At 33.6% G+C, this 22204-nt stretch carries 19 protein-coding genes and 1 riboswitch; of the genes, 7 read left to right on the top strand and 12 right to left on the bottom strand.

The features are described 5' to 3' along the window. The 3 genes from ABJF52_RS13075 to ABJF52_RS13065 all read right to left on the bottom strand — a co-directional run. Positions 1–662: alpha/beta hydrolase (locus ABJF52_RS13075; protein WP_348150964.1), on the bottom strand; the 662-nt coding region annotated here is incomplete at its 3' end. A 6-nt stretch (positions 663–668) separates the two neighbouring features. After that, positions 669–2600: a type I pullulanase gene (gene pulA, locus ABJF52_RS13070; protein ID WP_348150961.1), complete on the bottom strand. Its 1932-nt coding sequence runs from the start codon at positions 2598–2600 to the stop codon at positions 669–671. Between the two features lie 36 nt (positions 2601–2636). Further along, entirely contained in the window at positions 2637–3503 is an 867-nt protein-coding gene (locus ABJF52_RS13065) for a Nif3-like dinuclear metal center hexameric protein (RefSeq protein WP_348150958.1), read from the bottom strand. Between the two features lie 115 nt (positions 3504–3618). Here ABJF52_RS13065 and ABJF52_RS13060 point away from each other — a divergent pair, with 115 nt between their 5' ends. After that, positions 3619–4926, top strand: coding sequence for a serine hydrolase domain-containing protein (locus ABJF52_RS13060; protein ID WP_348150955.1), 1308 nt, complete (start codon positions 3619–3621; stop codon positions 4924–4926). Positions 4927–4946: 20 nt separating this feature from the next. Here ABJF52_RS13060 and gndA read toward each other — a convergent pair whose 3' ends face one another. Next, a complete protein-coding gene (gene gndA, locus ABJF52_RS13055) occupies positions 4947–6353 on the bottom strand; it encodes an NADP-dependent phosphogluconate dehydrogenase (RefSeq protein WP_348150952.1) in 1407 nt (468 codons plus the stop codon). 127 nt (positions 6354–6480) lie between these two features. Between gndA and zwf the strand changes: the two genes are divergently transcribed. Further along, complete coding sequence (gene zwf, locus ABJF52_RS13050; protein ID WP_348150949.1) at positions 6481–7998, top strand: glucose-6-phosphate dehydrogenase; 1518 nt, start codon at positions 6481–6483, stop codon at positions 7996–7998. 28 nt (positions 7999–8026) lie between these two features. After that, the gene (gene pgl, locus ABJF52_RS13045) at positions 8027–8752 is read left to right on the top strand and encodes a 6-phosphogluconolactonase (protein ID WP_348150946.1); all 726 of its coding nucleotides are present in this window, start codon (positions 8027–8029) and stop codon (positions 8750–8752) included. On the opposite strand, the gene ABJF52_RS13040 is transcribed toward pgl, so the two are convergent. From ABJF52_RS13040 to ABJF52_RS13015, 6 genes are all read right to left on the bottom strand, one after another. After that, positions 8733–9278, bottom strand: coding sequence for an acyl-CoA thioesterase (locus tag ABJF52_RS13040; protein ID WP_348150943.1), 546 nt, complete (start codon positions 9276–9278; stop codon positions 8733–8735). The two genes, pgl and ABJF52_RS13040, sit on opposite strands and share 20 nt — an antisense overlap. Before the next feature lie 2 nt (positions 9279–9280). Beyond that, complete coding sequence (locus ABJF52_RS13035; protein ID WP_348150940.1) at positions 9281–9646, bottom strand: 6-phosphogluconate dehydrogenase; 366 nt, start codon at positions 9644–9646, stop codon at positions 9281–9283. A gap of 63 nt (positions 9647–9709) precedes the next feature. Beyond that, positions 9710–11053: a DNA recombination protein RmuC gene (rmuC, locus tag ABJF52_RS13030; protein ID WP_348150938.1), complete on the bottom strand. Its 1344-nt coding sequence runs from the start codon at positions 11051–11053 to the stop codon at positions 9710–9712. Positions 11054–11129: 76 nt separating this feature from the next. Then, positions 11130–11921, bottom strand: a complete 792-nt coding sequence (locus ABJF52_RS13025; protein ID WP_348150935.1) for an ABC transporter ATP-binding protein — start codon at positions 11919–11921, stop codon at positions 11130–11132. Continuing rightward, entirely contained in the window at positions 11921–12952 is a 1032-nt protein-coding gene (locus tag ABJF52_RS13020; RefSeq protein ID WP_348150932.1) for an iron ABC transporter permease, read from the bottom strand. The genes ABJF52_RS13025 and ABJF52_RS13020 overlap by 1 nt, the downstream gene beginning before the upstream one ends. A 2-nt stretch (positions 12953–12954) precedes the next feature. Then, complete coding sequence (locus ABJF52_RS13015) at positions 12955–14100, bottom strand: ABC transporter substrate-binding protein (RefSeq protein ID WP_348150929.1); 1146 nt, start codon at positions 14098–14100, stop codon at positions 12955–12957. 149 nt (positions 14101–14249) lie between these two features. Further along, a riboswitch (cobalamin riboswitch) is annotated at positions 14250–14460 on the top strand. A 48-nt stretch (positions 14461–14508) separates the two neighbouring features. On the opposite strand from ABJF52_RS13015, the gene ABJF52_RS13010 reads away from it, so the two are divergent. Together ABJF52_RS13010 and ABJF52_RS13005 are read left to right on the top strand one after the other, a co-directional pair. Then, positions 14509–16338, top strand: a complete 1830-nt coding sequence (locus ABJF52_RS13010) for a TonB-dependent receptor (protein ID WP_348150926.1) — start codon at positions 14509–14511, stop codon at positions 16336–16338. A 4-nt stretch (positions 16339–16342) separates the two neighbouring features. After that, a complete protein-coding gene (locus tag ABJF52_RS13005; RefSeq protein WP_348150923.1) occupies positions 16343–17767 on the top strand; it encodes a DUF5074 domain-containing protein in 1425 nt (474 codons plus the stop codon). 83 nt (positions 17768–17850) lie between these two features. Here the strand turns inward: ABJF52_RS13005 and ABJF52_RS13000 are convergent, their stop codons facing one another. Then, positions 17851–19317, bottom strand: coding sequence for a S41 family peptidase (locus ABJF52_RS13000; RefSeq protein WP_348150920.1), 1467 nt, complete (start codon positions 19315–19317; stop codon positions 17851–17853). A 188-nt stretch (positions 19318–19505) separates the two neighbouring features. Continuing rightward, entirely contained in the window at positions 19506–21035 is a 1530-nt protein-coding gene (locus ABJF52_RS12995; protein WP_348150918.1) for a S41 family peptidase, read from the bottom strand. Positions 21036–21265: 230 nt separating this feature from the next. Here ABJF52_RS12995 and ABJF52_RS12990 point away from each other — a divergent pair, with 230 nt between their 5' ends. Together ABJF52_RS12990 and ABJF52_RS12985 are read left to right on the top strand one after the other, a co-directional pair. Continuing rightward, on the top strand, positions 21266–21775 hold the full coding sequence (locus ABJF52_RS12990; protein WP_348150915.1) for an RNA polymerase sigma factor: 510 nt from the start codon (positions 21266–21268) through the stop codon (positions 21773–21775). After that, the gene (locus ABJF52_RS12985) at positions 21762–22196 is read left to right on the top strand and encodes a hypothetical protein (RefSeq protein ID WP_348150912.1); all 435 of its coding nucleotides are present in this window, start codon (positions 21762–21764) and stop codon (positions 22194–22196) included. The genes ABJF52_RS12990 and ABJF52_RS12985 overlap by 14 nt, the downstream gene beginning before the upstream one ends. Positions 22197–22204: the final 8 nt, after the last annotated feature.

The raw sequence follows: 22204 nt of genomic DNA, 5'->3' as shown, positions 1-22204 counted from the left end.
AGTTTTGCTGTGTTTTCTTTATACGGTACTACAATGTCAGCCCCTCCACAAACATGTAAAACTGGAATGTTTGCCTCAGCAACTTTAACTGCATTATTTATAGGAACGTCAGTAAATTCTAGGGCAGACTTTTCATTTAGGCCATAGACCTTTAAACATTCTTGCCAATCTTTATCGCTTCCTTGTCCAGCATAAAGTCCACCTGGCCAACTTTTAATATCGCAAACGGGAGCATCGGCATAAATACAAAATACTTTGTCCGTATTTTGACTCGCCCAATTGTAAATAATTAATCCACCTCTACTCAATCCTTCTAAAACTGTTTTTGAATTAAGGTCATACACTTTTAATAGATAGGCGTAAAACTCATTCCATAATGTAACAGCTTCTTTATTTCCAAAAAGCCCGGCTACATCTACATAAACAATATGAAACCCTTTTTCCAACAATGCTAAATCTGTTTGGGGTTCGTGCCCCCAGAAACGAGCGCGCCATACCCATAAACGTTCTTCATTAGCTTTAGTTGGAATTACAATTTTTGCATTTTTTCCTTTAAACTGAAATTCATTGGTTTCATATTTACTAAATGCATCCTCTTGAGAATTTACGTTAATCGTAATTAACAAAAGGAAAATTAAATTTATTAGGGAAGTTGATTTCATTTAAATTTATTTTTGATAAAGAATCGACATAGAAATCGGTGCTACTTTAATTTGGGTTTTACAGCTTTTAATTTCATCTAAATAGAAATTGTTACCAGAAATAGCAATTTGCCATTTGTCTTTTAGCTTGTAATTTACTTCCTTTTTTCGGGCATTATAAATTACCAGAATGTTTTTATAAATATCTCCATTACTATTGTTCTTAATTATGTAGCTGACTAATCCTTTTTCTGTTTTTTTAAACTCTAAATTCGCTCGAACTTCCTCTCCTGTGGTCATTCTAAAGGCAGGATGTTTTTTTCGAAAGGCAATTAAATTTTTGTAATAATTATATACTTCAAAATTTTTTAATTTTAGATTCCAATCAATTTGATTTATGTCATCTGGTAAATTGTACGAATTGTTTTCTCCATTTTTGGTCCGTAAAAATTCTGCTCCCGCATGTAGAAAAGGTGTTCCTTGCCCAGTTAAAACTATAGCATTGGCTAGTTTGTCCATAGCAATAAGTTCTTTTTCGGAAGCTTTTGGTTTTGAAATTTTTAGCTTGTCGTAAAGTGTATGATTGTCATGACAAGAAACATATGAAATTGATTGCCATGGATTATTTGCCCACGGAGCATCTGAGTAATTTACTAGTTTATAATTAATTTGAGGATGTTTTATAGCACCAACGATTCCAAATTTTATACTTTCTTCTATATCTGTTTTTCCACTAACAAATCCAGTTTCTTTTTCTTTAAAAACCGAACCTTTAAGTCCATCTCTTAACTCATCGCAAAAAGCGGCAACAGAAGGCATTTTTTTAATATTGGTTTTTAATGCTTGGTTTTTTTTGGGTAAGGTAGAATTATTAGCTGTCCAGCCTTCACCATAAAGAATTATATTTTTATTTATTTTTTTTAGCGTAGTACTAACTTCATTCATGGTTTTAATATCGTGAATTGCCATTAAGTCAAACCGAAAACCATCAATGTGATATTCTTTTGCCCAATAAGTGACAGATTCGATTATGAATTTTTGCATCATTAAACGCTCCGATGCAGTTTCGTTGCCACATCCGGATGCATTAGAATACGCTCCATTTTTAAGCTTTCGATAATAATAATCAGGGACTTCTTTATTGAAATTTGATATTTCAGTTTGGCCTGTATGGTTATATACTACATCTAAGATTACTCCAATACCATGATTGTGAAACGACAATATCATTTTTTTGAACTCTTGAATTCTAACTGCAGCATTAAATGGATCTGTAGCAAAAGAACCTTCTGGTACATTATAGTTTTGCGGATCATAACCCCAATTGTATTGCGGATTTTCTAATTTCGATTCATCTATTGAATAAAAGTCAAAAGTTGGTAGTAAATGAACATGTGTTATGCCTAAATCCTTTAAATGGGCAATGCCAGTTTTAATTCCATGTGGGCCTTTTGTATTTTCTTCAACAAGTCCTAAATATTTTCCTGGAGTGGAAGAACCAGATTTTTGGTAAATTGTAAAATCACGAATATGTAACTCATAAATGATGGCTTCATTTGAGAATTTTATTTGTGGTCTTTTGTCTGAAGGCCAATTGATTGGGTTAGTCTTTTCTAAATTTAAAACCATGGCACGTTCTCCATTTACACCTACGGCTTTAGCGTAAATACCGGGGGTTTGGTTCAACCACTTGTTTGCTATTTGAATTTGATAGGTGTAGTATATGCCTTCTAAATTTCCCAATAGTTCAATTGCCCAAATACCTTTTGTAGTTAATTTAAGTGAATGACTTTTGAGTTTTTTACCACCATGCCCATTCTTGTAAAAATTTAATTTAACAGCATCAGCAGTAGGAGACCAGAGTTTGAATATTGTTTTATCAGTACTATATTCTAACCATAAATTTGCTTCGGTAGGAGTAGGGTAGTTTTTAAAAGTGTTTCCTACTTTTTTATTCATAATTGAAATGGATTATAATTTGATTTATAGAACCCATTAATAACTCCAATAAGAAGACCCGCATTCTACAAAATGTATAGGTATATCGTAAATAAATTCACCTAACCAATCTGCACAAAATTTCATTCCGCTTTCTTCAGAATTAATATGACCAATAAAAACAATGGCTTTTTTTCGACCTTGTAAATTTGCATCTCTGACATATTCGTAAGTTTCCCATTGTGGAACTTCTCCAGCGATGACAACATCTACATCACTTTTTCTTAATTGACCAATTTGAGCCATAGTACCGGAAGCACCTGGAACCATAACCACATTTGTTAAGTTCATTGTAGAATCTCCTACCACATGAAAAGCATTATCAGGAAAAGCAGTTTTTATACTTTTTAAAAATTTGCCTAATGCTATTTTTTTAAAACTAAATGCATAAGGATTATTGGTAGATTGATTTTTTTCCCAATTAAGTTTTTCAACCATTCCAGAAATTATACCATCTGGATTTATACGATGAATATAATCGTGAAACCGCCACACCACTAATTTATTATCGTCAATGAATTTCTTTTTTTCTAAATAAACAGGGTCATTTTCAAAATTCTCTGAACTATCTAAATGATTGTAATACAAAGGCTCATGCGTAATTATTAAATTGCAATTTTTAGCTACTGCAGCTCTAAATACATCCATAGTAGCAAACATACATGTAATAATACCTTTTACTTTTTCATTTGGATTACCAGCTTTTATGATATCTACGGTATTGGTAACTTTGGTTGCTTCTGTTTTAGCAATAATAGTTTCAATCATTTGTTCGGCACTAATAGATTTATTAATTTTTCCGGATTGTGCCGAAATTAGGAATGGTAAAATGAAGATGGCAATTAAAAAGAATTGGGTTTTCATATGTATAATGGATTATATGCGGATAATTTAATAAAATATTAAGTAGAATCAACCGTTTATAAAGTAATATAGCCCTAAAATAAAGTTTACAACCAGATCAAAAAAAGCTTAACCTATGCGACGATTTAAAATACTAGTCGTTTTTACGTTTTCAACAATGTTACTTTTATTTCTACTAGTTCTTAGTGGCCACAAACCGGTTTCTAAAGAATTGGATACTGCAAATTTTATTGATAACGAACAGTTTGCACTAAGAGCTGAAGCGTCTCGTATTTATAAAGAACAACAACAAGAATTAGAAGTTGCTATTTCGACTTATTTTTCAAAAGCTCTAAAAGCTGGAGATATAGTTGGAGCAGGAGTTAGTATTGTAAAAGGAGATTCGATTTTATTTTCTAGTGGGTTTGGTAATAAAAATATTGATGCGAAGGCTAAAGTAAATGCTGAAACAGTTTTTAGATTAGGTTCACTATCCAAGGGGTTTACAGGAGTTTTAACTGCCGAACTTAAGAATGAAGGTAAACTAAGTTGGCAAGATAGAGTGAGTGATTATTTGCCGCAGTTTCAATTAGGTAGTCAAAGTAATACTGAGGAGATAAAATTATCACATATTTTATCGCACACTTCAGGAACACCTTATCATAGTTTTACGAATCTTGTTGAAGCAGGTATTCCATTAGAAAAAATTGCTGGTCGTTTTAACGAAGTTACTCCTATTACTAAACCTGGAGAGATGTATAGTTATCAAAATGCTATGTTCGCCCTTACTGGTGAAGTCACAAAAAAAATTACAGGTAACGATATTGGTGTTTCATTAGAAAAACGATTTTTTAAACCCTTAGGAATGTGTTCTGCAAGTACCGATTACGAAACATTAATTAGTAATAAAAATGTTGCTGTACCGCATTCTAAAACTAGAAGAGGTTGGCGAAGTAAAAAGTTGAATGATCATTATGATAATGCAATTGCAGCAGGTGGTGTAAATGCTAGTGCTTTAGATATGGCAAAATGGATGCGCTTTTTATTAGGTCATAATCCAGAGGTATTAGAGAAATCGGCATTAGCTGAAGTATTTAAACCGCGAGTTGATATTAATATTGGTAGAAAATACTATAAACGGTGGCCAGGACATTTGGCATCTTATTACGGTTTCGGATGGCGTATTCATAAGTTTAAAGATGAAATTACTCAGAAGCAACAAACCATCTGGCATCACGGTGGTAGCGTAAATAGTTTTAGAAATGAAATTGCTGTTTACCCTGCAGCTGATATAGGTATTTGTGTACTATTAAATAGTAATTCACCAATCGCCAGAACTGTAATTCCTGATTTGCATAAAATTGTGGAAGCGATTTATTTAAAGAACCAAATAAATCTAGCAGGAACTAATCTTCCAGAGACAGCTGTAAATACCTTTGAGTAAAACGTAAAAATTTATATTTACTATTCCCATTCGGTATGGAATATTCCTTCACGATCTAATCTTTCATAAGTATGAGAGCCAAAATAATCGCGTTGCGCTTGAATTAAATTCAAGGGTAGTCGCGAAGATGTATACGCATCAAAATAAGTAAGTGAATTCGAAAGTCCGGGTACAACAATACCATTTTGCGAGGCATAACTCACTAATTCTCGAGCTGCATCAACAGTGTCTTGCACTTTTTCAACAAAACGCGGCGACAATAAAAGGTTAGGTAAGGAATTATCTTCTTGAAAAGCCTGCATAATATCACCTAATAATCCAGCTCGTATAATACAACCTGCTCTCCATATTTTAGCAATTTCAGCCATATCCAATTCATATCCGTATTCCTTAGAAGCATCTGATAATTGATGCAATCCTTGAGCATAGGTGATTATAAATGAAAAGAAAAGTGCTTTTTCAGCTAACGTTCCTAACCTAGCTTTGTTCATAGGAGTAATTTCAGGTCTGTTATATAAGGCATCTGCTTTAATACGCTCATTTTTTAAGGCCGAAATTTCTCGCATGCTTACTGCAATATCAATTGATGGAATAGGTATACCTAAGTCCATTGCATTCTGACTTGTCCATTTACCGGTACCTTTTTGTTTGGCTTTATCTAATATCTTATCAATTAAATCTCCTTCGCCTAATTCGTCTTTTTGTTCAAAAATCTCTGCTGTAATTTGTACTAGAAAAGATTGAAGACGCCCAGAGTTCCACTTCGCATAGGTTTGGTGCAGCAATTCGTTCGAATATTCACCACCTTTTTTTAGTAAATCATATATTTCAGAGGTTAATTGCATTAGACCATATTCAATACCATTGTGAACCATTTTAACGTAATTTCCAGCCGATTTTGGTCCAAGATATGCCACGCACGGTTCGCCGTGTGCTTTTGCTGCTACAGCTTCGAAAATAGGTTTTACATGTTGGTAAGCTTCTCTATTACCACCTGGCATAATACTTGGTCCTAGTCTTGCGCCTTTAGCTCCTCCTGATACTCCAGAGCCAAAAAAGTGAATTCCCTTTTCCTGTAAATAGGCTTCTCTACGATCTGTGTCGGTGAAAAAAGAATTTCCACCATCAATAATAATATCATCATTATTTAATAACGGAAGTAAACTTTCGATAACAATATCAACAACCTTACCTGCAGGTACGAGCAACATAATTTTACGAGGAGATGACAAAGAGTCAACAAATGTTTTTAAATCCGTGGAAGCGTTTACACGATTTGTATCACCACCTTCTGCTATTAAAGCATTTACTTTTTCAGCATCTAAATCATTTCCATAGGCTTTAAAACCGTTGTCGGCTACGTTTAAAATAAAATTGCGTCCCATGACACCTAAACCTACCAATCCAAAATCGTACGTATGCTCCATAATATATTTCTTGAAAGTTGAATGAACTCAAAATTAAATTAAAATATCCGGATTTAGTTCTTTTAAACTCCATAAGGTTAGTTATATTTAAATCAATCTTGTAGTTGAATATTAAACAAACATGTAAATGGATAAAACCGAAAATCAAATGCTTATCATTTTTGGAGCATCAGGTGACTTAACTGCTCGAAAACTAATACCAGCTATTTATAATTTATACAAGGGTAATCATTTACCTGAAAACTACGTGGTCTTAGGAGCTAGTAGAAGTGCTTGGTCTGATGATGATTTTCGTAAAAAAGTAGTTGAAGAAAGTAAATACCTAGAAGAAGAATTAAAGGATGTTGATAAAGATTTTATTTCAGGATTTTGTAATAAACTGTTTTATCATCCGCTAAAAGAAGATTATAGTTGTTTAAATGAACGAATAATAAAGATGAATGGGGAATTTGGAACCGATGATAATTTTATTTTTTATTTTTCTGTACCACCTGCTATTTATGAGTCGTTGGCAAAAAATATTTATGATCAAGGGCTACATAATGAAGATAAGGGTTGGAAAAGAATAATTGTTGAAAAGCCTTTTGGTTATAGTTTAGAAACTGCAAAAAAACTAAATATTGCGCTACATAAATATTTTAAAGAACCACAAATTTTTAGAATAGATCATTACTTAGGAAAAGAAACAGTTCAAAATCTTTTAGTGACTCGTTTTGCAAATAGTATTTTCGAACCGCTATGGAATCGTAATTATATTCGTCATGTGGAGGTAACTAATGCAGAGAGTGTAGGTGTAGAAAAACGGGGTGGTTATTACGATAATTCTGGTGCCCTTCGAGATATGTTTCAAAACCATTTACTTCAAATAGTTTCCTTAATAATTATGGAGCCACCTATTGGATCTAATGCAGAGGAAATTAGAAATGAGAAGGTAAAGGCCTTAAAATCTTTACGGGTAATGACCGATGATAAAACTTTACATGAAAATACGATAAGAGGACAATATGTTGCCTCTGTTATTGATGGTGAAAATGTAAAAGGATATCGAGAGGAAGAAGGCGTAGATCCAAATTCAACTACAGAAACCTATGCTGCAATTAAATTTTTTGTAGATAATTGGCGTTGGGCCGATGTGCCATTTTATGTACGTACAGCCAAAAGAATGCCCACTAAAGTAACTGAAGTTGTTATTCATTTTAAATCTCCGCATCATCAAATTTTTAAGGAATCAGGTATTATTGATAAAGACAACAAATTAGTTATTAGAATACAACCAGATGAAGGTGTTTTAATAAAATTTGGGGTGAAGGTACCTGGACAAGGATTTAGAGTAGAGCGTGCAAATCTTGATTTTTATTATTCTAGTTTGGCAGATACTTATGTGATGACAGCCTATGAAAGGCTATTGCTCGATGCTATGCAAGGTGATGCTACACTATATGCTCGTGCTGATGAAGTAGAAGCGGCATGGGAATTTGTTGATCCTATTTTAAATTTTTGGAAAAATTCTGATGCTAAAGTTTATGGCTATTCTGCCGGTGTTTGGGGGCCTGAGAACGCAGATGACCTAATTGATGGTGTTGCTATGTGGAGAAATCCTAGTGCGAACTTAGCCGATGATCCCGGTTTTTGCGTACTTAAATAGTATACCAACTAATCCTCCTTAAAATAACATGACTTTAAATGTATCGAGTTCCAAAGTAGAAGTAGCCAAAAATTTTGCTAACTATTTTGTAGAAATCTGTAAATCAAAACCAGTAGTTCATATTGCTTTATCCGGAGGCAGTACTCCAAAAATCGTTTTTGATGAGTTAGCAGCTAATCATAAAACTGCAATAGATTGGGCAAAAGTACATTTATATTGGGGTGACGAACGTTGTGTTTGGCCCTATGATGATGAGAGTAATTATAAAATGACATACAATCACTTGATATCGAAGATTGATATTCCAGAATTAAATATCCACAGAATTAAAGGGGAGAATGGTCCGCGCTACGAGGCAGAGCATTACAGTCAATTTTTAAATATCGTCTTGCCTAAAACCAATGGAATACCAACATTTGATTTAGTTATTCTTGGGATGGGAGATGATGGCCATACTGCTTCAATTTTTCCAAATCAAATAGAATTGTGGAATTCGGAAAATTATTGTGAAGTGGCTGAACATCCTGTAAGTGGGCAAAAAAGAATCACTATTACGGGACAACTAATTAATAATGCCGAAACTGTTGCTTTTTTAGTTACTGGAGAAAGCAAAACAGAAAGGGTATATGAAATTCTTAATAACAAGGATTTAGCTACAATGTATCCTGCTAGTTTAGTTGTGCCTACAAAAGGAAATTTAGAGTGGTTTTTAGACGAAGCTGCAGCCGCAAAGGTTACTTCAGCTCAATCTTAACATTTTCGGTTTTTAGTAGTTCTAAAAATTCTTCTACTTTAAAATTATTAGAGTCGAATTTGTTATCACGATCAAAGGCCGATTCTTTTCGGTATTTGCTTCTCGAGTATCTTCTAATACCTTGTTCACTATCTACTAATAAACCAGGAATAGGAATGTTCTTTCCATTAGCATCTTTTGCAACCATGGTAAAATAAGAAGAATTACAGTGTCTCTTTTTTCCAGTGGTAATAGTTTCAGATTCAACACGAACCCCAACAACCATCGAAGTTCTACCTGTATAATTAATTGATGCCTTTAATGTTATTAATTCTCCAACTTCTACTGGTGATAGAAAATCTACACGGTTTACAGATGCAGTAACACAATAACATTGCGAATGTTTGGAGGCGCACGCAAAAGCGATTTGATCCATTAAATTTAGAATATGACCACCATGCACTTTGCCACCGAAATTTGAATGGGAGGGAAGCATCAATTCTGTAATTGATACATTCGATTCTTTTGCTGATTTAAATTTTTGCATTGTTACTTATTAAAATGTGGAGATTTTTCTTCAACTACTTCTGTAATAAAATAATTACTATCACCTAACCAAAAGAAAGTTGCATAACGCTCAACATAAGTTATTTTAACGTATCTGCCTTGGTAATCTTTCAATTTTTGAATTACGTCTTTCTCTTTATCTAATACGGAAAATGAGAAAATTTGAGCTCCAGAAATACCCTGACTAATTTCACCTTCCCAGGTTTTAACTAATACTCCTTTACTGCTAAATTTAATTAACTCCCCAGAGCGATAACCTTGGCTATATGGCACAAAATAAATAAAGGCATAATACGCTGCTATGGCAACTAATAATAAGGATAAACCAAGAAGTAATACTTTCTTCATGTTGTAGTTTTTATTTCAAAATAGCTATTGTTAGCTTTTAGTGCAGTAATATACATTCAGAAATTAAAGTAACCTTGGTTCTTCATCAAAATCTCCTTCTTCAGCACGTTTTAAAAATGCATCAGGAATAGACTTTTTTGCCTTTGCACCCATTTTTTTTAATTTTTCTATGCTTGTAATTATGTTTCCACGACCATCAACTAATTTATTCATAGCACCTTTATATTCGCTTTTAGCATCATCTAACCTTTTGCCTACTTTGGTAAGATCGCCAACAAAGCCTTCAAACTTGTCGTATAATGCACCAGCCTGTCTCGCAATTTCAATCGCATTTCGTTGCTGTTTTTCATTATTCCACATACTATCAATAGTGCGTAAAGTGGCTAATAATGTTGATGGAGTAACGATTACAATATTTTGTTCAAATGCTTTGTTATAAAGGACATTGTCGTTATTTATGGCAACGGCAAATGCAGGTTCGATTGGTACAAACATTAATACAAAATCTGGACTTTCCATTTCATAAAGGTCCTCATACTTTTTAGCGGAAAGTTGATCAACATGTTTTTTAAGCGAATTAATATGATCTTTTAAAAATTTGTCTTTTAATTCATCTTCAGCATTTACATAGCGCTCATAATCCGTAAGCGATACTTTGGAATCGACAACCATTTTTTTGCCATCCGGTAAATTAATAATAACATCAGGTAAAACACGGGATCCATCTTCTAAGGTAAAACTTTGTTGTACCAAATATTCCCGATCTTTTTCAAGTCCCGATTTTTCAAGTACACGTTCCAAAACCAATTCCCCCCAATTTCCTTGCATTTTACTATCACCCTTAAGTGCCTTGGTTAGATTTTCAGCCTCTTGGGTTATTTTTAAATTTTGGTTCTGGAGGTTTAAAAGTTGTTCTTTTAAGGCTTGATGTATTCCATAATTTTCCTTTCTACTTTCCTCTACCTTTTTTTCAAAAAGCAATATTTTTTCTTGAAGTGGATTTAGAATGTTTTTAATATTCTTTTGGTTTTGTTCCGTGAATTTGTTGCTTTTTTCGTCTAAAATTTTGTTGGCAAGATTCTCAAATTCTTTGGTAAACTTTTCTTGTAGTCTTTCAACTTCTTCTTTTTGTTCTCTATTTTTTAACTGAAGGTTTGCCATATCAGCTTCATTTCGAACAATTTGATTTCCTAATTGTTCTTTATCAGCCTGTAAATGCATTTTATGTTCTTCAGCATCTCGCAATCGTTGTTCAATAACCGCTAAGTTATTTCCTAATTGCTGCTCACGTTCAAGCAAGGCACTTTGTTCCGATTTTGTTTTAAGTGCATTTATATAATTTCCAATAAAATAGCCGATTGTTAAGCAGATAAGCCCAATTAAAAGGTAGATTAAATATTCGTTCATTCTCTAATAATGTATTCGAAGTAAAGATAAGGGATTTTGAAAAAGAAGAATGCCTAAGTTTTATGTTGAGATTGGGTTATCTTATTTTAAATGAATTTGTATCAGCATTAAAAACTACTGTATCCGCGGGAAATAGTTTTTCAAAAGATTTTTCTCTAATTAATGTTTTGGGTGAGCCAAAAGGATTGCTATCATTATCGAGTATTAAAATTTTGTCAGTCATCTGAATTGCCATTTCAATTTCATGAGTGGTGAAAACTATCGTCTTTTTGGTTTCCTTGGCGATTGTTTTTAATAATTTTAAAATTTGGACTTTATGATATAAATCTAAATGTGTAGTTGGTTCGTCTAATAAAATAATTGCGGTATCCTGAGCTAATGCTCTTGCAATCATAACTCGTTGTAACTGTCCGTCACTCAGTTCGTTACATTTTTTGTTTCGTAGTGTATTTAGTTCAACTTGTTTTATCGATTTTTCTATTATTGCTGTATCAGTTTCTGTTAATGTGCCCAGCCAATTTGTGTAAGGTGAACGACCTAAGGCAACTAATTCAATTACAGTCATGCTTTTAGCGGCAATCGGCTCTGTTAGCACCAAACTTATTTTGGCAGCTAGTGTCAAAGGATTGTACTTTTCTATCGCCTGGTCATTTAAATCAATCTCCCCAGATAAACTTGGCTGAATAGTACCTAAGGTTCGTAAAAGCGTCGATTTCCCTATTCCATTTGCACCAATTATTGCAGTAAATTCACCCTCATATAAGTTAAAATTAATGTTATTTGCTATAATTGTTTTTTCCTTTTTAGAGGAATAACCAACTGCTAAATCTTTTACATTTAAAGTGATATGTTCTTCTTCCTTTTCCATTAAAACGTCATTTTTCTTTTACGTAATAATAGCCAAATTACTATTGGAGCCCCTATAATACTTGTAATAGCATTTATGGGCAAAACATTAGCAGAACTTGGTAGTTGAGCTATAGTATCGCATAGCAACATTAAAATTGCACCATAGATTAAAACGGCAGGAATTAGAATTTTATGATTAGTCGTATTAAAAATTTGTCTGGTAAGATGTGGCACAGCAAGACCGACAAAAGCAATTGGACCCGCGAAGGCTGTTATACTTCCTGCTAGTATACCGGTAGCGATAATTATTAGATAACGCGATTTATTCATGTTTACCCCCAAACTACGAGCGTAATTTTCACCTAAAAGCAGGGCGTTTAATGACTTTATCGAAAATATACTTATGCATATTCCAACTAAAACTAAAATGAATACTAATAGTAATTGCTGCCAAGATAGATTACCTAAGCTGCCAAACGACCAATAAATATATTGTTGTAGTTTTTCGGCATTCGTAAAGTAGGAGAGTACGCTTACTATGGCTGCCGTAATGCTACCAAACATTAAACCGATAATTAATAATGCCATGGTATCTTTCACTTTTGTAGCTACTGCCAATACTACAAGTAGCACCAAAAAACTACCTATACTTGAAGCGATAGCTAAAGTAATATCGTTTATAAAATTAAAAGAAATGAAACTTGCTAATACTGTTGACCCCATAATCAATATGGCCGCCCCTAAACTAGCACCAGAACTTATTCCAAGTACAAAAGGCCCTGCTAATGGATTCCGAAACAAAGTTTGCATTAATAAGCCACTTAATGCTAAACCAGCTCCAACCAGTATGGCTGTTATTGCTTTGGGAATCCGATAATCCCAAATAATATAATTCCAAGATTCATTTTGTAAATCGCCTCCCAGAATTGCGGTAAGTGTCGATTTTAATGGAATTACAACTGACCCTGAACTTATATTTAATCCAAATACTATTAACAATACTAGAAGTAAAAGCAGAAAAGTAATGCGATAAGGTTTAGGCTGTTGCATTATTAATCTAGTGGTTTAAAAAAGTACGGTTTATGTTCTGGTAATAATTCGGGGTGAAATATATGTACCAAGTCTTTCAAAACCAAATCGGGTCTGTTTGGAGCTAATTCAAAATATAATAAGCCATCTGTTTCCCCTTTTGTTTTTGCAAAAGTGTAAAGGTTTTTGTGCTGAAATGCATCAAATTGAGAATAATGTCTGCTTGATTTTTCCATAGCATTGTAGGCGGTAAATTGTGATGGCGAAATCCAATATTTAGCTTTTTTCGCTTTGGTTAAAACCGCTTCAACCCCTAGTGATAAACTTCCAGATTCTTCCGTCTCTTTGTATATATAATTAGCATTAGCATCTTCAATAAATTTTGCGGCCCAACTGTTTCCACCGGGTAAGTACCACACATCTTTATATAATGCTCCGCTCAAAACTGTTGGTTTTGATTTTGCTTTTCGCGCTAATTTTTTTACTTCTAAATAAGATTTTTCTATGGCACTAAAAATGCTGTCTGCCTTTTTTTCTAATCCGAAAAAAGGAGCGAAAAATTTAATCCATTCTGCTTTTCCAAGTGGGGTTTGCTCTGTCCAATCTCCATTGTATGCCACAGGAATTTTGGCACGCTGTATAGTTTCATAAGCTTTGTTTTCACTACTGATTGAGAAACCTACAACGAGATCAGGATTTAATTCAATAATCATTTCCGTGTTTAATAAATGGTTACTTCCCAATTCTTTTATTTTATTTTCGGAGATTAAGGTTCTTGCTTTTTTGGTAGATATATATTGAGTGTCTGGAAATCCTCTTAATTTTTCTAATACTCCTAAGGCCTCTAATGCTGGAATATGCGTTGTTGAAGTAACGACAATATTTTCAGCAGGCGTAGCAATTATGGCATTATATTCATTTGAATTAAGCGTAATTGTCGCCATTTTGTTTTTGGGAATTAATGCATAGGTGAAAGCACTTTCTGAATTTGGCCAGGGCGAAGAAATCTTAAGTATCGTTATATCACCAGATTTTTCAATACTAAAACCGTTAGCATGATTGATAACAACTTGTTCTAGTTTTGTTGTATCTAGTTTGTTTGCTTTTTCCTTTACATCTGTTTTGCAAGAAAGCATAATTAAAGCAAGTAGTAAAAATATCTTTTTCAAATCGATGATTTTAAATCGGGTCAAATGTACAGTTAATCTTAATATTTTATTTCCACAGACTTTAGGTGAAATGGATTTCTTGTTTTATCAAAGAAGTTAGAATTATCAATTTTAGCTAAATAAGCATTGATCTTGTAAAAAAGACACCTATATTCGCAGCGAATTTTGGTTTGATACACATAATTGTGCTATCGATTAAAAGGGAATCTAGTGAAAATCTAGAGCTGTTCCCGCAACTGTGAGCTTTGCCGATTGTATCGGATTTCGCTGCAAACTTCAAACCACTGTCCGCTTATGGCGTATGGGAAGGTAAGTAGCAAAAAGCAAGTCAGGAGACCTGCCATTATTAGTTTGTCTAAGATAAACTTTAACCAATATTGAAAAACTTTCGGGATAAAAGTTTAATATATGAGAGAATATATAATCACTTTAGTTCTACTACTGTCCTTTTGCCGGCAGCTATCCGCCCAAGTAGGTCCTATTTGGAAATTGGATGAAGTAGTTATATCCGATACGCGCTTAAAAAGTTATGCCGATGGTCATAAAGTTACAGTGCTATTGGATAGTACAATTCAGCGCAATGGTCAGTCTCTCACTTCATTATTGAGCTTTAATTCTAATATTTATTTTAAAGAAAATGGTTTCGGTATGGTTTCTTCACCGGCCTTTAGAGGAACAAACGCTTCACATACAGCTGTTGTTTGGAATGGAATAAATATTAATTCGCAAATGAATGGACAAGTAGATTTCAATACCATTAATGCCATGAACTATAATTCCGTTGCTATTAGAAGTGGGGGTGGAAGCGTGCAATTTGGGACTGGAGCAATAGGAGGGAGTGTTCATTTAAATAACAATTTAGATTTTAGAAAACACTTCGATAATCGGTTTGTTATTGGTTATGGCAGTTTTAATACTAAAAATACCAACTATAATCAAAGTTTCGGAAATGGCAAGTGGTCCACAAGTCTCGGAGTTAATTACAATGCATCAGACAACGATTATAAATATTTAGAAACAAATAAAAAGAACAACAATGGTGAATTTGAAAATCTTAGTTTAAATTTTAATTCTGGGTACATAATTTCTGATCACCATGTTTTAAGATTGTATCATCAGAGCTTTATTGGTGATCGAAATTTATCAGATAATTTAACGAGCATCGGAAGGAGTCGTTACAAAGATAATCATTACCGAACCCAACTAGAATGGACAGGTTTAGGAGAAAAAACGATCTCAAAATTAAAAATAGCTCACCTTGATGAAGCATTTAAATATTTTGAAAATAAAGATTCTGATATTTATTCGAAAGGGCGCGTTACTACTTTACTTGCTCGATATTCTTTAGATTTTGAGTTATCTGATAAACTTAGATTGCATTCTTTTTTAGAATACAATCACTTTAAGGGAGCGGGGAGTAGTTTAGGAAATCCAACGAGGAATGATGCAGCTGTTACTTCCATTCTAAAGTATAGTTTGTCCGAGCATGCAGTATTTAACTTTAGTTTGAGAAAGGATTCTTCTTCTGATTTTTCAAGTCCCTTACTATTCTCTTTTGATGGAAATTATAAATTCAATCAGAATTATACTTTACAGCTAAATGCTTCTCGAAATTTTAGAGCCCCTACTTTTAATGACCTCTACTGGCAACCTGGTGGGAATTTGGACTTAACTCCAGAACAGTCTTATCAAATTGATTTAGGGCATCAGCTAGAGTTTGATAGGCTATCACTTAATCTAAATAGTTTTTATATCGCTACGGAAGATATGATTCGTTGGCTCCCGCAGAACAGTGGAATATGGTCACCAACCAATGTAGATGAAGTACAAATTTATGGTGTTGAAGCCGAAGTAGGAACCTTGTTTTCTATTGCCAATAAACAAAAGATAGCTATTAAAACGAATTACGCATATACCGTTTCACAAGACAAGGAAACTAAAGAGCAACTTATTTATGTTCCTTTTCATAAAGCTAATGCGTCAATAGCATATTCATATTCGAAGCTGGAGCTCTTTTATCAACACCTTTATAATGGACCGGTATCAATTATTGGAGGTGAATTAGAGGGTTATCAAGTGTCGAATTTGGGCATTAATTATACTTTTTCGACAAACCATAAATTGAAATATAAAATAGCTTTTACAATAAACAATCTTTTTAATACTTATTACGAGAATGTTGCATTGCGTCCAATGCCTAACAGAAATATTCAATCACAATTAATCTTTAATTTTTAAACTAATGAAACTTACAAGTAAATTTTTAACCGCTGTAATTGCAGCTCTCATATTTGGAGCATGTAGTAATGACGATAATAATGTGGATACACCAAGTGGGACTATTACCATATCCGTTTCGGAAAATGCTATTTCCGAAGATGACAGTGTTGTTCTTCTTGATTTTATAGCTACAAGCCCTTTTGCAACAGATGTATCAATTTCATATGAAGTATCTGGTTCGGCAACTTCGAATGAAGATTATGAGAGATTGGATGGATTGGTGACTTTGAGTGCAGGAGAAACTACAGCAACGCAATTTATCACCTTAATTGATGATGATGAAGTAGAGAATATAGAAGAACTTATTGTAACTATTACTGCTATTGATGGTTCACAAGAATTTATTGGATCAAATAATGCGGTTACTGTTTCCATTTCAGACAATGATTCTTTTGCTTATGAAAGTGGAATATTAGTTCTACATGAAGGTAATTTCGGTGCTGGAAATTCATCCGTTTCATTTATTTCCAATGATCTAACCGTTACTGAGAATGGAATTTTTAAATCTGTTAATGATGTTGATAGTTGGGGTGATACTGCTCAAAGCATCACTTTTAATGAAGATTTAGCGTTTATCGTTGTCAATAATTCGCAAAAAATTGAAGTGGTTAATCGTTTTACTTATGAATCGGTTGCAACAATAGGCGGACCTACGGAGACTGATTTTTTAAATCCGCGGTATATGACCATTGTTAATGGTAAAGGTTATGTAACCAATTGGGGTGATGGTAGTAATCCTGATGACGATTTTGTTTCGGTAGTAAACCTAGCCGATTATACCGTTGAATCTCCAATTCCCGTTGCGGAAGGACCAGAAAAGATTGTCTCGAATGATAATACAATTTATGTTGCACATAAGGGAGGCTATAATCAAAATAATATAATCTCTGTTATTGATGCAACTACGAATGCAGTAAGTACTACAATTACTGTAGCAGATAGACCTAATTCTATACAGTTTGATGCTGATGGAAATTTATGGGTGCTATCAGGTGGAAATCCATCATGGACAGGCATTGAATCTGCAGGGCAATTGGATAAAATAAGTAGTGTAGATAATAGTATTACTACAACTATTGCATTTAGTGAAACGGAACATCCTGGAGCACTTTCTGTAACCGATGGAAATTTATATTATTACCTATCTGGTTCGGTTTACAAAATGGATACTACGAGCACAACCTTACCAGCAACTGCCGATATTACAGGACTTAGCTTTGCAAATATGACCGTTGCTGATGGTAAACTTTATGGATTAGATGCTAAAGATTATGCGAGCAATGGTTCCTTGGAAGTATATAACCTTGAAAATAATACACTGTTATCTTCTATAGAGATTTCTATTATTCCTACTGGGGTATATTTTAATGGTGCATTTGAATTGTAACAAATAGATTTTCAATAGTCTGATAAAAGAAAAAGCGACCATGTAAATACATGGTCGCTTTTTTATTTATAGTTTGAAACTATTTACTCATTTAAATTCGTAATAAACATTCTATCGCCTAGTGGTGAAAACATTTTTGAATCTGATATTAAGTTTGTTGGCATTTGAACTTCAAAACTTCTTTTACCAGTAGCACTTGTAATTTCTTGTATAGCTCTAGCAAGTAACGGCTCATTCTGATCACCTAAAACACCGTAATTTGATAAATCTTCTTGCAACTCAATATCTGGCACTAGGCCTGAAGTATAATCTGAAAAGCCGTCTGCATTTTCATTACGACCACATAATGGTTGGAGAGCCCAACTGTTACTTGGGTTTATTTTATCTTCTCTACTTCTTAAAAATAAATAAGGATAGGTAGGACTTTCAAGATCATCTACAAAAGTTAAAGAAAATTCGTTTTTACCTCTAGTTTCATCACCTATATGAATTACTTCCATGTGAGGCGTAAGGCAATTAATCAATAATTCGCTAGCCGAGGCCGAACCATAAGTTGCTAAAACGTATACTTTACTAAGGTTTAATGTATTTAATTGTGTTCCTGCTCTCGTTTTATCTGCGAAATAATCAACTAAATCTTCTCCAAAAAATGCCTGCCATTGCGCATTCCAACGTTGTGTTAAAAACACTTTATCGGTATGTAAACCATGAATCATACTAGAAAGCAAACGGGAAGTATTAACATCGCCGCCAGAATTGTATCTTAAGTCGAGTACTAATTCTTCTACTTGTCCGGCAACAAATCTACCAAAGACTTCATTTAAATCTTCATCGTATTCATCGGTGAAACTGTTGTACACTAAGTAGCCAATCTTCTTTCCGTTAATTTCAAAAATTTTGTCTAAGAATATAGGGTCTTCTACTAAGCCATCATTTTTTGTAAGATTAATTTCAATATCATTAGCCATCAATTCATTGTTTTCAATTGTGGCCATATTTAATGTGTATGAGTCCGCATCACCAAAAAGTAGGTCTACATAATTATCGTCGTTTAGGGTAGTACCGTTTACGCCCATAAAAATATCTCCTCTTGATATTGCTTTTGTTGATGCATCTGAATTCGGAATTATATAACGTACAATACCAAAAATAGTGTCTGATTGATTTAAACGAACTAAACCAAATTCTAATCCATTACTTTTTGAAATACCAGATAAGGCATTTGTCCAAGTTTTGTAATCATCACTAGAACGACTAAAACGGTCTTCGCTAAAAAGTAATTCATCAAAAAAGTCACTAGGATTTTCTTCTGATTCTAAAAACGAGGTATACTCTTCTGAACTTGTAAACCTGTCATCAGCTAAATCTGGAACATCAGCTTTCCAAAAATACCATGTGTTCATAGCTCTATACATAAAGTCTTGAACACTTACATTTGCTTCTCCATCGGGCACTGGAATATTGGGATTAACCAATAAATCGTCATCATTCTTACAACCAATAACTACTAAGCCAATTAAACAAAGTAGCGTAAAATACTTATTTTTCATACCTTTTTTATTTGCTCTTTTAAACCGACAAGGCCCCTTTAAAAGTGCTGGATAATATTGTTGTTATCCTATTATATATTATTGCTAACGTATATACGTGTAGGTTTAGTTTAAAGTTTAACAACATACTTAAATTAATGAGGAATGTTTAAAACAATTGCTACCTATTAATTCCAATGTATATATTATTAATTAACACCTATAAAACCCTTATGTAATAGGCCATTCAATGGTTTTTTTCTACTTGAACTACTTATTGTTTTAATCTTCATGTTGTCAGATACAGGTGTTTTTAGAGATTTTGAACTAACTCCAGTAATTTTTTCAATGGCCAAATCTAATAAAGGCTCACCTTGTTCACCTAATTGCCCTAAATTACCTAAGACTTCAAGCAATTCATAGTCGGGTTGTAAACCGTCTGTATACTCTCCAAAACCTGCAGAATTTTCTGTTAAACCTACAATAGGTTGTAATGCATATTTATGATTAGGATTAGCATCTTCAAGAGTAGTAAATCCAAGTTCTTCACTTAAAGCGATATAGGGTAACTCTAAATTAGGTTGACCAACTGGTGCACCAGTTTGTGTATCATTATCTAATAAGGTTACCGACAATTGATTTTTACCTACAGTAACATCACCAATATGTATAACATCTATATAAGGTGCTAAATTGTTCATTACATATTCACTAGCGGAAGCTGAATCATCTGTTGCAATTACATATAGTTTCTCAAGATTAAGTTGATTTATTGGTGTATCGTCTATGGTGTCCTCGAAGTAATCGGCAGAGCCGAAAATATCATCCCATTTACTATTCCAAGTATCTCTTGCTAACAATTCACCGGTAAACTGACCAGTAATCATACTACAAAGTCGTCGAGCAGTCTGTCCACTACCACCACCATTATATCGCAAATCCAAAATTAACTCTTCAATATTTTCACTTTTTAATTCACCAATAGCATTGTTTAGTTCAATATCGTAACCAAAAGGAAAACTGTTGTACATTAAGTAGCCAATTTTTATTCCGTTCACTTCTAATGTTTTTGACACTAAAATTGGATCTTCAACTAATTCTTCTTTTGTCAATTCAATATTAATATCGTTTGGTACCGTGACATTTTCCTCTGTAATTTCTGCAAAGTTTAACGTAAAAGTATCAGGGTCAAGTAAATCTAAATTACTTGAGGTTATGTAACCTTCTGTATCGGTTTCTGCAAAAAGTTCTGTACCATTAACAGCATAAAAAATATCCCCTCTTTGTATGTTATTTTCGGCCGCATCTGATCCTGCTATTACATATCTAACTACACCAACAATTTTATTGCCACCCTCTGGTGGTCGCGTTATTACGTATTCTACACCGTTTGTTTTATACACTCCTGATAGAAAATTGAATAAATAATCGTAATCATCTACGATTGCACTAAACCTGTCTTTGGGAGAAAGTAATGCGGAAAATAGAACCATGGGCGATGAAAATTCATTTAAATAGGTGTTGTAGTCATTTTCATCTGCAAACCTATCATCACTTAGTTCAATTACTTCTTCTTGCCAATTATAAAATGAATTCATGGCCTTCCATGTAAAATCATTGGCTTCATTCTCAATTATAACATCATCTGTTTCTTCTGGAGTAACTGGCTGATCATCATTCTTTTTACAACTAGATATAAATAAGGAAATACTGATAAGTAGAAAAAGGGGTTTTTTCATTATTTTGGGTTTACTTTTATGGGGTGCAAAGCAATTTTTAATATAACAACCGAGTTCTTTTATTCCCTACTTTAATTTGTAAATATTGCATTTCGGTTTTATAATTCGATACTAAAAGTGGTGAAATTACTTACTTCTTAGGTATTAAAAAATAAATTGTAACAAAATTAGATATAATTCGTCTTCCTATTGTAGCCCTTTAAAAGGACAACCAAACATCAATCAAAATAATGCATCAATCAGAATTTGTAAATATTGTTACACCCTTTAAAGACAAGCTTTTTCGCATGGCAAAGCGATTATTAGTGTCGACAGAGGAAGCGGAAGACGCAACACAAGAAATATTGTTAAAGTTATGGACCAAGCAAAATACCATTGGAACCTATAAAAATGTTGAAGCATTTGCTATGACAATGACGAAGAACTTTTGCCTTGACCGATTAAAATCGAAACAGGCATCAAATTTGAAATTAGTACATAGTAATTATACCGACGAGAATAGCTCATTACAAAAGCAGGTAGAAGCATCGGACAGTGTAGTGTGGGTTCAAAAAATAATGGAAGATTTGCCCGAACAGCAAAAAATGGTATTGCAATTACGAGATGTAGAACAGTATGATTATGATGAAATAGCAGAAATGTTAGAAATGAAACCTACAGCGGTTAGAGTTGCGCTCTCGCGAGCACGAAAAATTGTTAGAGAAAAATTATTGGAAAAACACAGTTATGGAATTAGATAACATAGAAAAATTATTAGAAAAGTATTTTGAAGCAACCACTACAGTTGCCGAAGAAGAAACATTACAAAAATACTTCTCACAAGAAAGTGTAGCACCACATCTTGAACAGTATAAACGTATGTTTCAATACTTTAAAAGCGCAAAACAAGAACGCTTTACTAAGGAGGTTCCAATGACCACAGTGGTTACTAAGGTTAGAAAAAAACGATTTGGTTGGTATTCTGCCGCGGCTGCAGTCGCAATTTGTGCAGGGTTGTATTTTAATCAACCCACAACAATTGAAGATGAGTATTCACCTGAAGAAATTGTTGCAGCGCAAGAGGCCTTATCGCTGCTTGGCACTAATTTTAGTAAGGGATCGCATCAGATTACTTACTTAGATGAGTTTGAGAAAAACACCACAAGATTTATTCATAAATAGTTAAATAG

This window comes from Aurantibacter sp. (assembly GCF_039941195.1).
In the GTDB taxonomy this organism is placed as follows: Bacteria; Bacteroidota; Bacteroidia; order Flavobacteriales; family Flavobacteriaceae; genus Aurantibacter_A.
Note: the sequence above shows the minus strand (reverse complement) of the source record. Positions and strands in the feature narration are given on the sequence as shown.

Bases quoted from the DNA above. Each gene is read 5' to 3' on its own strand.
- pulA (WP_348150961.1), bottom strand. From the start codon at position 2,600: ATGAATAAAAAAGTAGGAAACACTTTTAAAAACTACCCTACTCCTACC.
- ABJF52_RS13065 (WP_348150958.1), bottom strand. From the start codon at position 3,503: ATGAAAACCCAATTCTTTTTAATTGCCATCTTCATTTTACCATTCCTA.
- ABJF52_RS13060 (WP_348150955.1), top strand. From the start codon at position 3,619: ATGCGACGATTTAAAATACTAGTCGTTTTTACGTTTTCAACAATGTTA.
- gndA (WP_348150952.1), bottom strand. From the start codon at position 6,353: ATGGAGCATACGTACGATTTTGGATTGGTAGGTTTAGGTGTCATGGGA.
- zwf (WP_348150949.1), top strand. From the start codon at position 6,481: ATGGATAAAACCGAAAATCAAATGCTTATCATTTTTGGAGCATCAGGT.
- pgl (WP_348150946.1), top strand. From the start codon at position 8,027: ATGACTTTAAATGTATCGAGTTCCAAAGTAGAAGTAGCCAAAAATTTT.
- ABJF52_RS13040 (WP_348150943.1), bottom strand. From the start codon at position 9,278: ATGCAAAAATTTAAATCAGCAAAAGAATCGAATGTATCAATTACAGAA.
- ABJF52_RS13035 (WP_348150940.1), bottom strand. From the start codon at position 9,646: ATGAAGAAAGTATTACTTCTTGGTTTATCCTTATTATTAGTTGCCATA.
- rmuC (WP_348150938.1), bottom strand. From the start codon at position 11,053: ATGAACGAATATTTAATCTACCTTTTAATTGGGCTTATCTGCTTAACA.
- ABJF52_RS13025 (WP_348150935.1), bottom strand. From the start codon at position 11,921: ATGGAAAAGGAAGAAGAACATATCACTTTAAATGTAAAAGATTTAGCA.
- ABJF52_RS13020 (WP_348150932.1), bottom strand. From the start codon at position 12,952: ATGCAACAGCCTAAACCTTATCGCATTACTTTTCTGCTTTTACTTCTA.
- ABJF52_RS13010 (WP_348150926.1), top strand. From the start codon at position 14,509: ATGAGAGAATATATAATCACTTTAGTTCTACTACTGTCCTTTTGCCGG.
- ABJF52_RS13005 (WP_348150923.1), top strand. From the start codon at position 16,343: ATGAAACTTACAAGTAAATTTTTAACCGCTGTAATTGCAGCTCTCATA.
- ABJF52_RS13000 (WP_348150920.1), bottom strand. From the start codon at position 19,317: ATGAAAAATAAGTATTTTACGCTACTTTGTTTAATTGGCTTAGTAGTT.
- ABJF52_RS12995 (WP_348150918.1), bottom strand. From the start codon at position 21,035: ATGAAAAAACCCCTTTTTCTACTTATCAGTATTTCCTTATTTATATCT.
- ABJF52_RS12990 (WP_348150915.1), top strand. From the start codon at position 21,266: ATGCATCAATCAGAATTTGTAAATATTGTTACACCCTTTAAAGACAAG.
- ABJF52_RS12985 (WP_348150912.1), top strand. From the start codon at position 21,762: ATGGAATTAGATAACATAGAAAAATTATTAGAAAAGTATTTTGAAGCA.